We start from the raw sequence: 17605 nt of genomic DNA, 5'->3' as shown, positions 1-17605 counted from the left end.
TAAAGGACGCCGGGTTCGGTGCCGAAGACGTCTGTGACCTTCCAAGCCGTCCCGCACCCCAGGAGGCCCGGTGTCCGTTCTCCTCGAGCAGCCCGCAAGCCTGGTCGCCTACCGCCCGAACAAGCCCACCGCGATGGTGGTCGTGGCCGACCCGCGCGTCCGCTCCACCGTCACCCGTCACCTCTGGGCGCTCGGTGTGCGCGATGTCATCGAGGCCTCGTCCGTGGCAGAGGCCCGTCCCCGTATCGGCAACCCCCGTGACATCTGCGTCGCCGACGTCCACCTTCCCGACGGCTCCGGCCTGACGCTGCTGTCCGAGACGCGCGCCGCGGGCTGGCCCAACGGCCTCGCCCTCTCCGCCGCCGACGACATCGGCGCCGTGCGCAACGCCCTCGCGGGCGGCGTCAAGGGCTACGTCGTCACCGGCACCCGCACCAACGTCGGGCTCCCCACCCGGCCCGGCGCCGCCCCCATCGGCGCCGCAGCCGCCCGTATGCACCGCCGCCCCCCGGGTGCCCCGAGCCACCCGGGCGGCTACCGCGAGCTCTCCGGCCGTGAGGTCGAGGTGCTGCGGCTGGTGGCCGAGGGCCAGTCGAACAAGGCCATCGGTGTCTCGATGGGCCTGTCCGCGCTGACCGTCAAGAGCCACCTCGCCCGGATCGCCCGCAAGCTGGGCACCGGCGACCGGGCCGGCATGGTGGCGGTGGCCCTGCGCACCGGCATCATCCACTGAGGCTCTTCCGGAGCCTCACTGTTCACGGACGTGAACCAGAGCTTTCACCGGGCTGACTGGTTTACGACCCTCAGGCGCCTGCCGACGGAACGTTCCGTCGGCAGGCGCTGTCCATACACAGATACCCTTGACATGTGACCGACGCCCAAGAGACCGCAGCAGACGTTTCACTGCGAACCACCGGAGGCGGCCCTCCGGACGACGGCGGATCTTCTGCAGCGGAGGCGCCGATCCCTCTGCTGGAGCCGCGCGAGGGCATTCCGCCCGTGATCGCCGACGATCACGCGCTGGCCGAGGTGATCGCCGCGTTCGCCGCGGGCTCCGGACCCGTCGCCGTCGACGCCGAGCGGGCGTCCGGCTACCGCTACGGACAGCGCGCCTATCTGGTGCAGCTGCGCCGCGAGGGCGCGGGCACCGCGTTGATCGACCCCGTGGCCTGTCCCGATCTCTCGGGCCTGGGCGAGGCCCTCTCCGGTGTGGAGTGGGTGCTGCACGCCGCCACCCAGGATCTGCCCTGCCTGCGCGAGATAGGCATGATGCCCTCCCGTCTCTTCGACACCGAACTGGCCGGCCGGCTCGCCGGGTTCCCCCGGGTCGGGCTCGGCGCGATGGTCGAGGGTGTGCTGGGCTTCGTCCTGGAGAAGGGGCACTCAGCCGTCGACTGGTCGACCCGCCCGCTGCCCGAGCCCTGGCTGCGCTACGCCGCCCTCGACGTGGAGCTTCTCGTCGACCTGCGGGACGCGCTGGAGAAGGAGCTGGACCGGCAGGGCAAGCTGGAGTGGGCCCTCCAGGAGTTCGACGCGATCGCGTCGGCGCCGCCGGCCGAGCCCCGCAAGGACCCCTGGCGGCGGACCTCCGGGATGCACAAGGTGCGCCGGCGACGGCAGCTGGCCGTCGTGCGGGAGCTGTGGGAGGCCCGGGACCGGATCGCCCAGCGGCGCGATGTGTCGCCGGGCAAGGTGCTGTCCGACGCGGCGATCGTCGAGGCGGCGCTCGCGCTTCCCGTCAACGTGCACGCGCTGGCCGCGCTGAACGGATTCGGGCACCGGATGGGGCGGCGCCAGCTGGAGCAGTGGCAGGCCGCCGTGGACCGGGCCAGGGCCCTCGCCGAGGTGCAGCTGCCGCAGCCGGGGCAGCCGGTGACGGGGCCGCCGCCGCCGCGCGCCTGGGCCGACAAGGACCCCGCCGCCGCGGCTCGGCTGTCGGCGGCGCGGGCCGCGGTGTCGGCGCTGGCCGAGAGTCTGAACATGCCTCAGGAGAACCTGATCACTCCGGACACCGTGCGGCGGGTCTGCTGGGAGCCGCCCTCGTCTGTCGACGCCGGGTCCGTGGGGGCCGCGTTGGCGGGGTTCGGGGCTCGGGCCTGGCAGGTCGAGCAGGTGACTCCTGTGCTGGTGGCCGCGCTGTCCGCCTAGCCGCCGTACGGCTTCGTCGGACGACTGGTCATCTGGTCGCTCCTCGCATGAAGCCGTTGTAGATGAAGCGCTGCAAGGACAGGAAGACGATCAGGGTGGGCAGGATCACCAGCACCGCTCCCGCCGAGATCACCTCCCAGTGGGCCGCGTAGGGCCCCCTGAAGCGGAACAGCGACGTCGATATCACGCCAAGATCTTCCGAGGGCATGTAGAGGAAGGGGATGTAGAAGTCGTTGTAGACGGTGATGCCCTTCACGATCACCACCGTCGCCGTCGCCGGCTTCAGGAGCGGGAAGATGATCTTCCGGTAGATCGTGAAGGCGTTGGCGCCGTCCAGCCGGGCCGATTCGTCCAGGGAGATCGGGATCGAGCGGACGAACTGCAGGAAGATGTAGATCGAGACGATGTCGGTGCCCATGTAGAGGGCGATCGGGGCCCAGAGGGTGTCGAACATGCCGAAGCTGTTGACGATCTGGAAGGTCGCCACCTGGGTCGTGACACCGGGGACCAGGGCGGCCACCAGGAACAGCGCCACCACAACCTTCTTGAAGCGGAAGGTGAAGCGGTCGATGGCGTAGGCCGTCATCGAGCCGATGAGGACGGTGCCGCCGATCGAGACCAGCAGGATGATCGCCGTGTTGGTGAAGGCGGACAGCATCTCGCCGTCCTGGAACGCCGTCACGTAGTTGTGGAAGTTCAGCAGGTCGCCGGGGAGTTCTAGGGCGCCGCCGGTGTTCGCCATCTCCTTCTCCGACTTGAGGGAGGTGAGCAGGACGACCAGCAGCGGGAGCAGGACGACGACGGTCGCGGCGACCAGGGACAGGTGGACCAGGGTGCGGGCGATCGCGCGGCGGGTCATACGAGGTCCACCTTGTCGTCGGGGACCAGGCGCCGCTGCACCCAGGTCACCAGCAGGATGATCAGCAGGAGGACGATCGCGGCCGCCGAGGCCAGGCCCGTCTTGTTGAAGCGGAAGGCGAGGTTGATCGTCTGGATCACGAACGTCTCGGTGCCGGTCGCCCCGCCGGTCATGATGTACGGGATCTCGAAGACCGACAGCGAGCCGGAGATCGAGAGGATCACCGTCAGGCTCAGGATCGGCCTGATACCGGGCGCGATGATGTACCGGAACTGGTGCCAGCGGTTCGCGCCGTCCAGTTCGGCCGCCTCGTACAGCTCCCCCGGGATCGACTGGATCGCGCCCAGGAAGAGGACGAAGTTCAGCCCGAGGTAGCGCCAGACCGAGACACCGGCCAGTGAGGTGTTCGCGGAGACCGGGGTGCCGAGCCAGGCGCGGTCGGTCGTCACGCCGAACAGGCTCAGCACCGAGTCGAGGGTGCCGCCGTCCTGGAAGAAGTAGAGGAACACGAAGCCGATCGCGACCCCGTTGACCAGATACGGGAAGAAGAGCACGCCCTTGAAGAAGTTCCGGAAGCGGACGTCGAAGCTCAGGACCGTCGCGAAGTAGAGCGCGAGGCCGATCTGGACGACGGAGGCGGCGAGGTAGTAGCCGCTGACCCAGAAGACCTCGAAGAGCTCGGGGCGGGTGAAGATCTCCCGGTAGTTCTCGGCTCCCGTGTAGTGCAGTACGGGGCTGACGCCGTCCCAGTCGGTGAAGCTGTACGCGATCATGTTGAGGATCGGCGCGTAGGTGAAGGTGGCCAGCAGGGCGAGCGGGGCGATCAGGAACAGCCAGGGCGTGAGGCGCCGCCGCACCCGGGCCCGGCGCGAGGGCGGCGCCGGGACGGGGGCGGCCGGGATCACCTCCACGGCCGCCTTCCGCGTGGTGTCCGTCATCAGGACCCCAGGTTCTTCTGGGCGTCCGTCCAGCGCTCGCCGAGACCCGCGAGGAAGTCGTCGAGACTGCCCTTGCCGACACCGCGGGCGAGATCGACCAGCTTCTGGCGGTACTCGGGGGCGTAGATGCCGACCTCGGACTCGTTGTCGATCTGCTTGACCTTCGCGCCCTGGGCGTCGTCCAGCTCGATGAACTTCACGCCCTGCTCCTCGTACGGCTTCATGATCGAGGGCAGCGGCGCGTCCTTGAGCGGGGAGAGGGCGAGGTTGTCCTCGACGTAGCCGGACTTGTCGGTGAACCAGTCGATCCAGGCGCGGGCCGCCTCCTTGTACCGGGAGTGGACGTTGACGGCCTGGTTGTAGTCGGGGCCGATGGTCGCGCAGAACTTGCCGTCCGTCTGGGCGGGGAAGGGCATGAAGCCGATGTCGTCCGGGTTCACGCCGGCCTTCTCGGCCGCGTCCTGGAACTGCACGATCGCCCAGGTGCCGAGCCACTGGGTGGCGATCTCGCCCTTGGCGGTGCGGGGCTTGGACTCCTCCCAGTTGCTGGTGGTGGGGTCCTTCTCGATCAGGCCCGACTTGACGATGTCGTACAGGAGTTGGTCGCCTACGCGCAGGTCGGCGCCCTTGGCCCAGGGGTCGCCCGAGGCGAGCTTGTCGGTGGCCTCGGGGTCACAGGTCACCGCGCCGTCCACGGAGGTCCAGGAGGACAGCGGCCAGCCGGCCGAGAAGTTCGTGTAGTACGGGATCGCGTCGGTCTTCGCCTTGACGGCCTTGAGGTCCGCGACGAACTCGGCCGGGGTGGTGGGCCATTGGCTGATCCCGGCCTCCTTCCAGATCCGTTTGTTGTAGACGAATCCGGGGCTCACGGCGACCGGGCTCTGCCCGTAGACCTTGCCGTCGACCGTGGTGAAGTCGGTGAACCGGTACTTCTTCGCGCGCTCCTGACGGGTGCCCAGCGAGGCGAAGAACCTCGGGTAGTCGCTCTTCTTGATGACGGCCGGGATCAGCAGGACATCGCCGTAGTTCTCGGTGTTCATCCGGATCTTGACCTCGGACTCGTAGTCCGTGATGCCCTCGAACTCGACCTTGACCTTCGGATAGACCTCGTTGAACGCGGCGGCGTACCTCTTCAGCGTGCCGTCCTGCACGAGGTCGGTGCGGACGGTGAGGACCTTGATGGTGCCGGTGACCTTCGACGGGTCGTCAGGTGCCTTGGCGTCGGCGCCCTTCGCCGAGCCTCCCGTGCCGGTGCAGCCCGGCACCAGCAGGGCGGCTCCCACGACCATGGCGAGGATGTGACGGCGGTTCATGTGCATCAGCTCCGTTCATGACACGGACGAGCACTTGCGGGGTTGGCTGGTTCGGTACTCTGACAACGTTTTCTTAACCGGTAAAGTCCCTATCTCGCCAACGATGGCAAGAGTCTTCCCAGCACGGGGATGAATCGGTTTAGGGAGTGCGGATGCTGGAGGCCACACCGCTCACCGAGGGATGGGTCCTGAGGCACGAGGGAACGGCGCTGCCGGCCGTCGTGCCCGGGTGCGTGCACACCGATCTGCTGGCGGCGGGAGTGATCCCGGACCCCTTTCTCGGCCGCGCCGAGACCGAGGTCGCGTGGGTGGGGCGGCGGGAGTGGACCTACGAGAGGGACCTGGCGGCCACGAACGGCCATGAGCAGACCGACCTCGTCTTCGACGGCCTGGACACCGTGGCCGAGATCCTGCTGGACGGCCGGCTCCTGGGCCGGACGAGGAACATGCACCGGTCCCACCGCTTCGACGTGACCGGCCTGGCGGGGCGGCTCGCCGTGCGGTTCGTCTCCGCCTACGCCGAGGCCGAGGCGGTGCGCGGGAAGGTCGGTGAGCGGCCGGCCGCGTACGCCGAGCCGTATCAGTACCTGCGCAAGATGGCCTGCTCCTTCGGCTGGGACTGGGGGCCGACCCTGGTGACGGCCGGGATCTGGCGGCCGGTGCGGCTGGAGCGCTGGTCGACGGCGAGGATCGCCCGGGTACGGCCGCTGGTCCGTGTCGAACAGGGCCTGGGTGTCGTGGAGTTGGCGGTCGACGTGGAGCGCGCCCGGGTCGAGGCGCCGCTGACCCTTGAGGCGACCGTGGGCGGCGAGCGGGTGCGCGCGTCGGTCGACGGCACACAGGGGGTCGTACGCCTCGAAGTGCCCGGCGTACGGCTGTGGTGGCCGCGCGGGTACGGCGAACAGCCGCTGTACGACGTCGAGTTGACGCTGCTGCACGAGGACCGCCCGCTGGACGTGTGGCGGCGCCGGGTGGGGTTCAGGACCGTCGGGCTGGACCGGTCGGCCGACGGGCACGGCACGGGGTTCACGTTCGTCCTGAACGGCGAGCGGCTCTTCGCGCGCGGCGTGAACTGGATCCCGGACGACGTGTTCCCGTCCCGGGTCACGCGTGAGCGGTACCGGTCCCGGTTGCGGCAGGCCGCCGACGCCGGGGTGGACCTGGTGCGGGTCTGGGGCGGCGGGATCTACGAGAGCGAGGACTTCTACGACGCCTGCGACGAACTGGGGCTGCTGGTCTGGCAGGACTTCCCGTTCGCCTGCGCGGCCTATCCGGAGGAGCAGCCGCTGCGGGGCGAGGTGGAGGCGGAGGCCCGGGAGAACGTAGTACGGCTGATGCCGCACCCCTCGCTGGTGCTGTGGAACGGCAACAACGAGAACCTGTGGGGGTTCCGGGACTGGGGCTGGGAGGCGCTGCTCGCCGGGGACTCCTGGGGCGAGGGGTATTACCTGGGCGTACTGCCGCGGGTGGTGGCCGAGTTGGACCCGACGCGGCCGTACACGGCGGGCAGTCCCTGGTCGGGGTCGTGGGAGCACCATCCGAACGACCCGGCGCACGGGACGCATCACTCGTGGGAGGTGTGGAACCGGCTCGACCACTCCGAGTACCGCAGTGAAGTGCCGCGGTTCGTGGCCGAGTTCGGGTGGCAGGCGCCGCCCGCGTACGCCACGCTCGCGCGGGCGCTGCCCGGGGAGGAGCTCGCCGCCGACTCCCCTGGGATGCTGCACCACCAGAAGGCCGACGACGGGAACGGAAAGCTCCGGCGAGGGCTTGAGCGGCATTTCGCCTTCCCCGAGGGGGACTTCGACCGGTGGCACTACCTCACCCAGGTCAACCAGGCGCGGGCGGTGGCCGCCGGGATCGAGCACTGGCGGTCGCACTGGCCGATGTGCGCGGGGACGGTGGTGTGGCAGCTCAACGACTGCTGGCCGGTGACGAGTTGGGCGGCGATCGACGGGGACGGACGGGAGAAGCCGCTGTACCACGAGCTGCGGAGGCTGTACGCGGACCGGTTGCTGACGGTGCGCGGACGCGTGGTCGCCGTCGTCAACCAGGCGGCCGAGGCATGGACGGGTGCCCTGCGGCTGCGGCGGATGTCGGTGGAGGGGACGGTCGTCGGCTCGACCGAGGCGGAGTTCACCGCCCAGCGGCGTGCGGTGGCGCTCGTGGACGTGCCCGAGGAGCTGGAACCGGTCGGCCCGAAGGAGTTCCTCGTCGTGGACGCCGATGGGCTGCGGGCCCTGTACTTCCCCGCGCCCGACCGTGAAGTCCCCTATCCCCGGCCGGAGTTCGACGTGTCGGTCGCGCCGGGGTCGGTCACGGTGACAGCCCGTACCCTCGTACGGGATCTGCTGTTGCAGGCCGACCGGCTGCACCCGGACGCGCGTGCGGATCGGGGGCTCGTGACGCTGCTGCCCGGTGAAGAGGTGACCATCGGGGTCAGCGGCTGGGAGAGTCCCGATCCGGATGCCGCCCGGTCCGCCCTGTACTGCGTGGAGCCCGCTTCATGACCACCACCCGCGTCACCATCAAGGACGTCGCCGCGCGCGCCGGGGTGTCCAAGGGGGCCGTGTCGCTGGCCTTCAACCACAAGCCGGGGCTGTCGGAGGCGACCCGGGACCGGATCTTCCGGGCCGCGCGGGAGCTGGGCTGGGAGCCGAACCTGACGGCGCGGACGCTGGCCGGGTCGCGGGTGGACGTGGTGGGGCTCGCGATCTGCCGCCCGGCCCGGCTGCTCGGGCTCGAACCCTTCTACATGGAGTTCGTGTCGGGCGTGGAGAGCGTGCTGATCGAGCGGAACTGCTCGCTGCTGCTGCGGCTCGTGCGGAACGTGGAGGAGGAGGTCGGCCTCCAGGAGGCGTGGTGGCGGGGGCGGCAGATCGGCGGGTCGATCCTCGTCGACTTCCGGGCCGACGATCCGCGGGTGGCGGCCGTGGAGCGGATCGGGATGCCGGTGGTGGCCGTGGGGCATCCGTCGTTCACGGGGGCGCTGACCTCGGTGTGGACGGACGACGCGACCGCGGTGACGGAGGCCGTGCGGTATCTCGCGGCGCTCGGGCACCGGCGGATCGCCCGGGTGGGCGGCGCGGCGGCGCTCGGGCACACGGCGATGCGGACCGCCGCGTTCGACGAGGCGGCGCGGGCCCTGGAGCTGGCGGGGGCCTGGCAGGTCACCACCGACTACTCCGGGGAGGCCGGGGCACGGGCCACCCGGTCCCTGCTGACGGCGGCGCCGCCGGACCGGCCGACCGCGATCGTGTACGACAACGACATCATGGCGGTCGCCGGGCTGTCGGTCGCGGCCGAGATGGGGCTGAGCGTTCCGCACGACGTCTCGCTGCTGGCCTGGGACGACTCCCAGCTGTGCCGGCTCACCCATCCCACGCTCTCCGCGATGAGCCATGACGTGCACGGATTCGGCGCGGAGGCGGCTCGTACGCTGTTCGGGGCGATCACCGGAGAGGGCCCCGGATCACACCCCGTGCCGACTCCGGTACTGACTCCGAGGGGTTCCACGGCGCCTCCCGCGATGTGACCTTCGCCGCTCCCGCCTCCAGGGGTGTGCAGTCACGTTACTCATAAGTAGCATGGGCCCTGAGCGCGCGCTCAGCGCATCGCAGCAGTGCAGATCCCGCATCTGGAGGAGAGCCATCGTGCCTCGTACCGTCAGGGACGTCGTCTTCGTCGACGGCGTCCGCACCCCGTTCGGCAAGGCGGGCCCGAAGGGCATCTACCACGAGACCCGCGCCGACGACCTCGTCGTGAAGGCGATCCGGGAGCTGCTGCGCCGCAACCCGGGACTCGACCCGGCGAAGATCGACGAGGTCGCCATCGCCGCGACCACGCAGATCGGTGACCAGGGCCTGACCATCGGCCGCACGGCGGGCATCCTCGCCGGTCTGCCGCAGTCGGTACCCGGTTACTCCATCGATCGCATGTGCGCGGGCGCGCTGACCGCCGTCACCTCGGTCGCCGGTTCGGTCGCCTTCGGTGCCTACGACATCGCCGTCGCCGGTGGTGTCGAGCACATGGGCCGCCACCCCATGGGCGAGGGCGTGGACCCGAACCCGCGGTTCGTGAGCGAGAAGCTGGTCGACGAGTCCGCCCTGTTCATGGGCATGACCGCCGAGAACCTGCACGACCGTTACCCGACGATCACCAAGCAGCGCGCCGACGAGTACGCCGTGCGCTCCCAGGAGAAGGCCGCCAAGGCGTACGCCAACGGCAAGATCCAGGCCGACCTGGTCCCGATCTCGGTGCGCCGCACCAATCCGGAGGCCGGTGAGACGGGCTGGGGCCTGGTCACCGCCGACGAGCCGATGCGCCCGGGCACGACCCTGGAGAACCTCTCCGGCCTCAAGACGCCGTTCCGCGTGCACGGCCGGGTCACCGCCGGTAACGCGGCCGGTCTGAACGACGGCGCCACCGCCTCCCTCATCGCCTCCGAGGACTTCGCGCGGGAGAACGACCTCCCGGTCAAGATGCGCCTCGTCGCGTACTCCTTCGCGGGTGTCGAGCCGGAGGTCATGGGCTACGGCCCGATCCCGGCCACCGAGAAGGCCCTCGCGCAGGCGGGTCTGTCGATCTCCGACATCGGCCTGTTCGAGATCAACGAGGCCTTCGCGGTCCAGGTCCTCGCCTTCCTGGAGCACTACGGCATCGCCGACGACGACGCGCGCGTCAACCAGTACGGCGGCGCGATCGCCTTCGGTCACCCGCTGGCCTCCTCGGGTGTGCGTCTGATGACGCAGCTGGCCCGCCAGTTCGAGGAGCAGCCCGAGGTCCGCTACGGCCTGACCACGATGTGCGTCGGCTTCGGCATGGGCGCGACGGTCATCTGGGAGAACCCGAACCACAAGGACGCCGGAGGCAGCAAGTGAGCACCACTGAGCTCTTGAAGGGTGCGGCCGAGCTGTTCCCGGACGAGGTAGTCACCCAGGCGCACGTACGCCACCTGGACCTGCCGTTCAACGCGGGGCGCTTCGCGCTGATCACGCTGGACAACGGCTTCGACCACACCAAGCCGACCACCTTCGGTCCGGCGTCGCTGGCGAACCTGAACACCGCCATCGACCAGGTCGAGAAGGAGGCGTCGGCCGGCGAGATCGTCGGTGTCGGCATCACCGGCAAGCCGTTCATCTTCGCCGTCGGCGCCGACCTCAAGGGCGTCGAGCTGCTCAAGGAGCACAAGGACGCGCTGGCCATCGGCAAGGGCGGCCACGAGGTCTTCAAGCGCCTCGCGGGCATCGCGGTGCCGACCTTCGCGTACTACAACGGCGCGGCGATGGGCGGTGGCGTCGAGGTCGGTCTGCACTGCACCTACCGCACGGTCTCCGCGGCCCTGCCCGCCTTCTCGCTCCCCGAGGTCTTCCTCGGTCTGGTCCCCGGCTGGGGCGGCTGCACGCTGCTGCCGAACCTGATCGGCGCCGAGAAGGCCGTCTCGGTCATCATCGAGAACAGCCTCAACCAGAACAAGCAGCTCAAGGGTGCCCAGGTCTACGAACTGGGCATCGCCGACGCGCTGTTCGAGGGCGCGGACTTCCTGGAGCAGTCCCTGCTGTGGACGGCGTCCGTCCTCAAGGGCGAGATCGTCGTCGAGCGCCCGGTGATCGACCGCGGTGAGGCCTGGGACCAGGCCGTCGCCAAGGGCCGCTTCATCGCGGACTCCAAGGTGCACGGGGCCGCTCCGGCCGCCTACCGCGCCCTGGACATCATCGAGGCCGCCAAGAACGGCGACCTCCAGCAGGGCTACGACGCCGAGGACATCGCCCTCGCCGACCTGATCATGGGTGGCGAACTGCGCTCCGGCATCTACGCGTTCAACCTGGTGCAGAAGCGCGGCAAGCGTCCCGCGGGTGCGCCGGACAAGAACCTGGCCCGCCCGGTCACCAAGGTCGGTGTCGTCGGCGCCGGTCTGATGGCCTCCCAGCTCGCGCTGCTCTTCCTGCGCCGCCTGGAGGTGCCGGTCGTCCTCACGGACATCGACCAGGAGCGCGTCGACAAGGGTGTGGGCTACGTCCACGCCGAGATCGAGAAGCTGCTCGGCAAGGGCCGTATCAACCAGGACAAGGCCAACCGCCTGAAGGCCCTGGTCACCGGTGTGCTGGACAAGGCGGAGGGCTTCTCCGACGCGGACTTCATCATCGAGGCCGTCTTCGAGGAGATCGGCGTCAAGCAGACGGTGTTCGCGGAGGTCGAGGCGGTCGCCCCGGCGCACGCGATCCTCGCCACCAACACCTCGTCCCTCTCCGTCTCGGAGATGGCGTCGAAGCTGAAGAACCCCGAGCGGGTCGTGGGCTTCCACTTCTTCAACCCGGTCGCGATCCTGCCCCTGCTGGAGATCGTGCGCGGCGAGCAGACCGACGACGCCTCGCTGGCCACCGCCTTCGCCGTGGCCAAGAAGCTGAAGAAGACCGCGGTGCTGGTCAAGGACGCCCCGGCGTTCGTCGTGAACCGCATCCTGACCCGCTTCATGGGCGAGATCCAGAACGTCATCGACGAGGGCACCCCGGTGGCCGTGGCGGAGAAGGCGGTGGAGCCGCTCGGCCTGCCGATGTCCCCGCTGGTCCTCCTGGAGCTGGTCGGTCCCGCGATCGGTCTGCATGTCTCGGAGACCCTCAACCGGGCCTTCCCGGACCGCTTCACGGTCTCCCCGAACCTCGCGGCCGTCGTCAAGGCGGGCAAGCGCGGCTTCTACGTCTACGACTCCGGCAAGCCGGAGCTGGACCCCGAGGTCGCCGCGCTCCTCAAGCAGGGCGATGTCGTCCTGTCCGAGGAGCAGGTCCGCGAGCGCGTCCTGGACGCCGTCGCCCAGGAGATCGGGCTCATGCTCGACGAGGGTGTCGTCGCCGAGGCCCAGGACATCGACCTCTGCCTGATCACGGGCGCCGGCTGGCCCTTCCACCTGGGCGGCATCACGCCGTACCTGGACCGCGAGGGTGTCTCCGAGCGCGTGAACGGCAAGAAGTTCCTGGCTCCGGGGCTGGCGTCGGTTCCGGCGTAAGCGCGTCCCGTACGGTCGTACAGAGGGCCTCCGCTCCGGGTTTCCGGGCCGGGGGCCCTCCGTCGTACGTACTCGCCCTCAGGGAGCCGCTCAGACCTCCTGCCAGGCCGCCAGCGCCAGCCCCGGCTCGTCCTTCTGCCGGGCCACCCGCAGCTCGCCCTCGGGGGTCACGGTCGCGGCGACGATACGGCCGTCCGCGTCCTCGGCGAGGGCCACGGCCGTGTCCACGGGGAGCTGCGGGCCGGACTCCGTCCACCACAGCCCGGCCGCCTCCTGCTCGGTCGGGTAGGCGGCGAAGGCGACCCGGCCGGAGGCCGAACGCTGGGCGAGGAGCGTGCAGTCGTGGCCGTCCAGGGTGCAGCGCAGCAGGGCCACGGGGCCGGGGCCCGCCGCCGCGAGCAGCGGGACCGGGTCGGACTCCGGGCGCCAGGCGTAGAGCATGCCCTCGGGGTCCGCGAAGAAGAGCGTGGTGTGCTCCTTGGAGGTGGGCAGCGCGCTCAGGGTGCCCGGCTCGACCGGGACGGCGAGGGGATCGGTCGGTACGGGAGCGGCGCCCGCCTCCTCCTGGAGCCAGCGCAGCACCCCGGCGGGGTGGGTGGCGTACAGCTCGATCCGGCCCGACTCCCCTGCCACGGCGGTCAGTTCGTCGTGCATGTCGGTGCCTTCGAGGTCGGTCCAGCCGGTCCATCCGCCGCGTTCCTTCTGGATGCGGACGTGCACGCCGCCGCTCCGGTTGCCGACGAAGACATGGGCCCGGCCCTCCGCGTCCACGGCCACGGCGGGGCGGCCTGTGCGGGCGCCCGTACGGTCGGGGTGGCCGATCGGGAGCCAGTCCAGGGCGGCGAGGTGGACGCGGAAGTGGGTGGAGTGCACCAGGCCCGCCTCTTCGGCCTTGGTGGGGCGCCAGGAGACGAGGTGTGCGTAGCCGTCGGCGCCTCGGCCCACGGCGAGTCCGGGGTGCAGACGCTGGTCGCCGCCGGTCTTGCGCCAGGGCGTCCAGGCGCCGCCCGGGCGGCGTTCCGCCCTTGACCACACCTCGTCGCCCCGGGTGGTGTAGACGCCGAGCCGGCCGTCGCGGGCGCGGATGAGCCAGTCGCCGTTCACTGTACGGACCATTGACACAGGGCCACTCTAATCGGGTGAGCGGAGCAGGCTCCGGGCGGGCCCGTGGGACGCTGTCCGGATGAGCGAAGTGCTGCTGGTCGTCGTGGATGCCGCGAATGTCGTCGGGTCGGTACCGGACGGGTGGTGGCGGGACCGGCGCGGGGCGGCGGAGCGGCTGCGGGATCTGCTGGCGGCACAGGGGGTGCCGGGGCGGTCCGAGCCGGTGGAGATCGTGCTGGTGGTGGAGGGGGCGGCTCGGGGGGTGTCCTCTGTGCCGGGGGTGCGGGTGGAGTCGGCTCCTGGGAGCGGGGACGACCACATGGTGGAGCTGGTGGCGGGGGCGGGTGAGCGGCGGGTGCTGGTGGTGACGGCGGATCGCGAACTGCGGCGGAGGGTTGGGGAGTTGGGGGCGGAGGTGGCGGGGCCGCGGGCGGTACGTCCCTGAGAGTCGTCGTTCGGCTGCGGGCCGGTGGGGGCTGGTCGCGCAGTTCCCCGCGCCCCTAGGTGGGTCACAGCTGGGCATGCCCGGACTGCACCCACTCAGGGGCGCGGGGAACTGCGCGACCGGCCACGACGCACCCGCAGCCGACGACGAACCCCTCGCGTTACTCCGTCTCGGCCCGCTGGTTCAGCCGGCTGTGCGTCCGGCCGTACAGGAAGTACACGACGAACCCGAGCACCATCCAGATCGCGAACCGCAGCCACGTCTCCGCCGGCAGGTTGAGCATCAGCCAGAGGGAGGCGAGGACCGACAGGATCGGGATGACCGGTACCCACGGGGTGCGGAAGGCGCGGGGCAGGTCGGGGCGGGACTTGCGCAGGATGATCACACCGATGGCGACCACCACGAACGCGAACAGCGTGCCGATGTTGACCAGTTCGGCGAGTTCGCTGAGCGGGGTGAAGCCGGCGACGATCGCGATGATCACGCCGAGCAGGATGGTCGGGCGGTGCGGGGTCCGGAACCTCGGGTGGACGTGCGAGAAGAACGTCGGCAGGAGTCCGTCACGGCTCATCGCGAAGAACACCCGGGTCTGGCCGAGGAGCAGGATCATGCAGACCGTCGTGAGGCCGACCGCGGCGCCGAAGCTGATGAAGCCCGCGAACCAGGGGTGTCCGGTGGCCTTGAAGGCGTCCGCCAGCGGGGCCGTGATCGACAGGTCGGTGTACTTCTGCATGCCGGTCACGACGATCGACACGGCGACGTAGAGGGTCGTGCAGATCAGCAGGGAGCCGAGGATGCCCCGGGGCATGTCCCGCTGCGGGTTGCGCGTCTCCTCCGCCGCCGTGGCGACGACGTCGAAGCCGATGAAGGCGAAGAACACGACGGACGCGGCCGTGAAGACGCCCATCACACCGAAGTTGGAGGGCGCCCAGCCGAACATCAGCTGGATCAGCGGGGCTTGGAGGTCACCGCCCGCGTCGACCGGCTGGGACTTCGGGATGAACGGGTCGTAGTTGTCGCCCTTGATGAAGAAGGCGCCCGCGATGATCACGACCAGGACGACGGTCACCTTGATGGCGACGACGAGCGAGGTCACGCGCGCGGAGAGCTTGGTGCCGAGCACGAGGATGCCGGTCAGCACCAGGACGAGCGCGGCGGCGAGGATGTCGAAGCCGAAGCCGTCGGCCCCGTCCCGGCCGCTGAGCGCCTCCGGCAGATGCCAGCCCGCGTTGTCCAGCAGCGAGGCGATGTAGCCGGACCAGCCGACCGCGACCACCGCGGTGCCGAGCGCGAACTCCAGGACGAGGTCCCAGCCGATGATCCAGGCGGGCAGTTCGCCGAGGGAGGCGTAGGAGAAGGTGTACGCCGATCCCGCCACCGGGACGGTGGAGGCGAACTCGGCGTAGCAGAGCGCGGCGAGCGCGCAGACGACGCCGGCGACGACGAAGGCCAGGGCGACCGCCGGGCCCGCGTTGTTCTTGGCGACGGTGCCGGTCAGGACGAAGATGCCGGTGCCGATGATGACGCCGACGCCGAAGACGGTCAGATCCAGCGCGGACAAGGATTTCTTGAGCGCGTGTTCTGGCTCCTCGGTGTCGCGGATGGACTGCTCGACCTTCTTCGTCCGGAAGAGGGTGCTGCTCACGGGTACCTCCCACGCTGTGTCGTCCTCGACATGATCGAGAGGGGGCGTAGGTCGTATGCCCCGGCACGGGCGGATTCACGCGAATGGGCCGGTCACACCACTGTCAAGAGTGGTGTGACCGGCCCATACGGGTGCTTCTAGTCGCGGGCCGACTCCACTTCGGCGCGTGCGTCGTCGTAGCGGCCGTCCAGCTTGGAGACCAGGCCGGTGACCTGGCGGGCGATGTCGGGCGCGGTCAGCCCGATCTCCGCCATGATCTCGGCGCGGGAGGCGTGGTCGAGGAAGCGCGGCGGGATGCCGAAGTCGCGCAGTGGGACGTCGACGCCCGCGTCGCGCAGGGCCTGGGCGACGGCCGAGCCGACTCCGCCGACGCGGGAGTTGTCCTCGACGGTGACGACCACGCGGTGCCGCTCGGCGAGCGGGGCCATGGCCTCGTCCACCGGCTTGACCCAGCGCGGGTCGACGACGGTGGTGGAGATGCCCTGCTTGTCGAGGAGCGAGGCGATCTCCAGGCACATGGGGGCCAGGGCGCCGACCGAGACGAGGAGCACGTCGGGCGTGTCGGTGCCGGGCTCGCGCAGGACGTCCATGCCGCCGACGGTGCCCACTGCGGGTACAGCCGGGCCCACGACGCCCTTGGAGTAGCGCAGCACGGTCGGCGCGTCCTCGACCTCGACGGCCTCGCGGAGCTGGGCGCGCAGCTGCTCGGCGTCGCGCGGGGCGGCGAGCCGGAGCGTCGGGACGACCTGGAGCATCGACATGTCCCACATGCCGTTGTGCGAGGCGCCGTCGTCGCCGGTGACGCCGGCCCGGTCGAGCACGAAGGTCACACCGCACTTGTGCAGGGCGACGTCCATGAGGACCTGGTCGAAGGCGCGGTTGAGGAAGGTGGCGTAGACGGCGAAGACGGGGTGCACTCCCCCGGTCGCGAGGCCCGCCGCGGAGACGGCCGCGTGCTGCTCCGCGATGCCGACGTCGTAGATCCGGTCCGGGAAGGTGTCCGCGAACTTCTTCAGGCCGACCGGCTGGAGCATCGCGGCGGTGATGGCGACGACGTCCTCGCGCTCCCGGCCCAGCTTGACCATCTCGTCGCCGAAGACGGAGGTCCAGCTGGCGGCGGAGGCCTTGATGGGCAGGCCGGTGTCGGGGTGGATCGGGCCGATGCCGTGGAAGCGGTCGGCCTCGTCCTGCTCGGCGGGCTCGTAGCCGCGGCCCTTCTCGGTGAGGCAGTGCACGATCACCGGGCCGCCGAAGCGCTTGGCGCGGGCCAGCGCGGACTCCAGTGCCTCGATGTCGTGGCCGTCGATGGGGCCGACGTACTTCAGGCCGAGGTCCTCGAACATGCCCTGGGGCGCGATGAAGTCCTTGAGGCCCTTCTTGGCGCCGTGCAGGGTCTCATAGAGGGGCCTGCCGACGACCGGGGTGCGCTCCAGGAGGTCCTTGCCGCGGGCCAGGAAGCGCTCGTAGCCGTCGGTGGTGCGCAGGGTCGCCAGGTGGTTGGCGAGGCCGCCGATGGTCGGCGCGTAGGAGCGTTCGTTGTCGTTGACGACGATGACGAGCGGGCGGTCCTTGGCGTCGGCGATGTTGTTCAGCGCCTCCCAGGCCATGCCGCCGGTCAGGGCGCCGTCACCGATGACGGCGACGACGTGGTCGTCCCGTTTCAGCACCTGGTTGGCTTTGGCGAGGCCGTCGGCCCAGCCGAGGACGGTCGAGGCGTGGCTGTTCTCGATGACGTCGTGCTCGGACTCGGCGCGCGAGGGGTAGCCGGACAGGCCGCCCTTGGAGCGCAGCTTCGAGAAGTCCTGGCGCCCGGTGAGCAGCTTGTGCACGTACGCCTGGTGCCCTGTGTCGAAGAGCACCCGGTCCTTGGGCGAGTCGAAGACCCGGTGCAGCGCGATGGTCAGCTCGACCACACCGAGGTTGGGGCCGAGGTGGCCGCCGGTCTTGGAGACGGCACCGACGAGGAAGCTCCTGATCTCCTCCGCCAGCTGGTCCAGCTCCTCAAGGCTGAGCCGGTCCAGATCACGCGGTCCCCTGATACGGGTCAGCAGCGGCACCCGTGCCTCCTTGCAGTAGAGCTGATCGAGCTTTGCCGGGCGTGTCGAGTCTAATGTTCTACGAGAACAATCTTGCCCGGCACCTTGTGGGTA

13 protein-coding genes are annotated in these 17605 nt (G+C 70.2%); 7 read left to right on the top strand and 6 right to left on the bottom strand.

What is annotated here, in order from left to right; translation table 11 throughout:
- The first annotated feature begins 70 nt into the window (after positions 1–70).
- Together G3I78_RS01480 and G3I78_RS01475 are read left to right on the top strand one after the other, a co-directional pair.
- Positions 71–733, top strand: a complete 663-nt coding sequence (locus G3I78_RS01480; protein ID WP_053751649.1) for a response regulator transcription factor — start codon at positions 71–73, stop codon at positions 731–733.
- A gap of 134 nt (positions 734–867) precedes the next feature.
- The gene (locus tag G3I78_RS01475; protein ID WP_164420864.1) at positions 868–2148 is read left to right on the top strand and encodes a ribonuclease D; all 1281 of its coding nucleotides are present in this window, start codon (positions 868–870) and stop codon (positions 2146–2148) included.
- Positions 2149–2176: 28 nt separating this feature from the next.
- Here the strand turns inward: G3I78_RS01475 and G3I78_RS01470 are convergent, their stop codons facing one another.
- The 3 genes from G3I78_RS01470 to G3I78_RS01460 are packed head-to-tail and all read right to left on the bottom strand — an operon-like array spanning position 2177 to position 5258.
- Positions 2177–3007 carry a carbohydrate ABC transporter permease gene (locus G3I78_RS01470; protein ID WP_164420863.1) on the bottom strand — a complete coding sequence of 277 codons (831 nt, stop codon included), beginning with the start codon at positions 3005–3007 and terminating at the stop codon, positions 2177–2179.
- Positions 3004–3945 carry a sugar ABC transporter permease gene (locus G3I78_RS01465; protein WP_164420862.1) on the bottom strand — a complete coding sequence of 314 codons (942 nt, stop codon included), beginning with the start codon at positions 3943–3945 and terminating at the stop codon, positions 3004–3006. Before G3I78_RS01465 ends, G3I78_RS01470 begins: the two co-directional genes overlap by 4 nt.
- Positions 3945–5258 (bottom strand): ABC transporter substrate-binding protein, encoded by a 1314-nt coding sequence (locus G3I78_RS01460; protein WP_164420861.1) that lies wholly within the window; start codon positions 5256–5258, stop codon positions 3945–3947. Before G3I78_RS01460 ends, G3I78_RS01465 begins: the two co-directional genes overlap by 1 nt.
- 152 nt (positions 5259–5410) lie before the next feature.
- Between G3I78_RS01460 and G3I78_RS01455 the strand changes: the two genes are divergently transcribed.
- The 4 genes from G3I78_RS01455 (at position 5411) to G3I78_RS01440 (ending at position 12261) form a co-directional block, all read left to right on the top strand.
- Positions 5411–7768, top strand: coding sequence for a glycoside hydrolase family 2 protein (locus G3I78_RS01455; RefSeq protein WP_164420860.1), 2358 nt, complete (start codon positions 5411–5413; stop codon positions 7766–7768).
- Positions 7765–8793, top strand: coding sequence for a LacI family DNA-binding transcriptional regulator (locus G3I78_RS01450; protein WP_164420859.1), 1029 nt, complete (start codon positions 7765–7767; stop codon positions 8791–8793). Before G3I78_RS01455 ends, G3I78_RS01450 begins: the two co-directional genes overlap by 4 nt.
- 118 nt (positions 8794–8911) lie before the next feature.
- A complete protein-coding gene (locus tag G3I78_RS01445) occupies positions 8912–10138 on the top strand; it encodes an acetyl-CoA C-acyltransferase (RefSeq protein WP_164420858.1) in 1227 nt (408 codons plus the stop codon).
- Positions 10135–12261: a 3-hydroxyacyl-CoA dehydrogenase NAD-binding domain-containing protein gene (locus tag G3I78_RS01440; protein ID WP_164420857.1), complete on the top strand. Its 2127-nt coding sequence runs from the start codon at positions 10135–10137 to the stop codon at positions 12259–12261. Before G3I78_RS01445 ends, G3I78_RS01440 begins: the two co-directional genes overlap by 4 nt.
- Before the next feature lie 90 nt (positions 12262–12351).
- Here the strand turns inward: G3I78_RS01440 and G3I78_RS01435 are convergent, their stop codons facing one another.
- The gene (locus tag G3I78_RS01435; protein ID WP_164420856.1) at positions 12352–13377 is read right to left on the bottom strand and encodes a hypothetical protein; all 1026 of its coding nucleotides are present in this window, start codon (positions 13375–13377) and stop codon (positions 12352–12354) included.
- 67 nt (positions 13378–13444) lie between these two features.
- On the opposite strand from G3I78_RS01435, the gene G3I78_RS01430 reads away from it, so the two are divergent.
- Positions 13445–13810, top strand: a complete 366-nt coding sequence (locus G3I78_RS01430; protein ID WP_164420855.1) for an NYN domain-containing protein — start codon at positions 13445–13447, stop codon at positions 13808–13810.
- A gap of 160 nt (positions 13811–13970) precedes the next feature.
- On the opposite strand, the gene G3I78_RS01425 is transcribed toward G3I78_RS01430, so the two are convergent.
- Together G3I78_RS01425 and dxs are read right to left on the bottom strand one after the other, a co-directional pair.
- Complete coding sequence (locus tag G3I78_RS01425; protein WP_164420854.1) at positions 13971–15455, bottom strand: amino acid permease; 1485 nt, start codon at positions 15453–15455, stop codon at positions 13971–13973.
- Positions 15456–15592: 137 nt separating this feature from the next.
- Entirely contained in the window at positions 15593–17512 is a 1920-nt protein-coding gene (gene dxs / locus G3I78_RS01420; RefSeq protein WP_164420853.1) for a 1-deoxy-D-xylulose-5-phosphate synthase, read from the bottom strand.
- Positions 17513–17605: the final 93 nt, after the last annotated feature.

The organism is Streptomyces sp. SID13726 (genome assembly GCF_010548375.1).
Taxonomy (GTDB): Bacteria; Actinomycetota; Actinomycetes; order Streptomycetales; family Streptomycetaceae; genus Streptomyces.
This window is presented reverse-complemented; position numbering and strand designations above follow the sequence as displayed.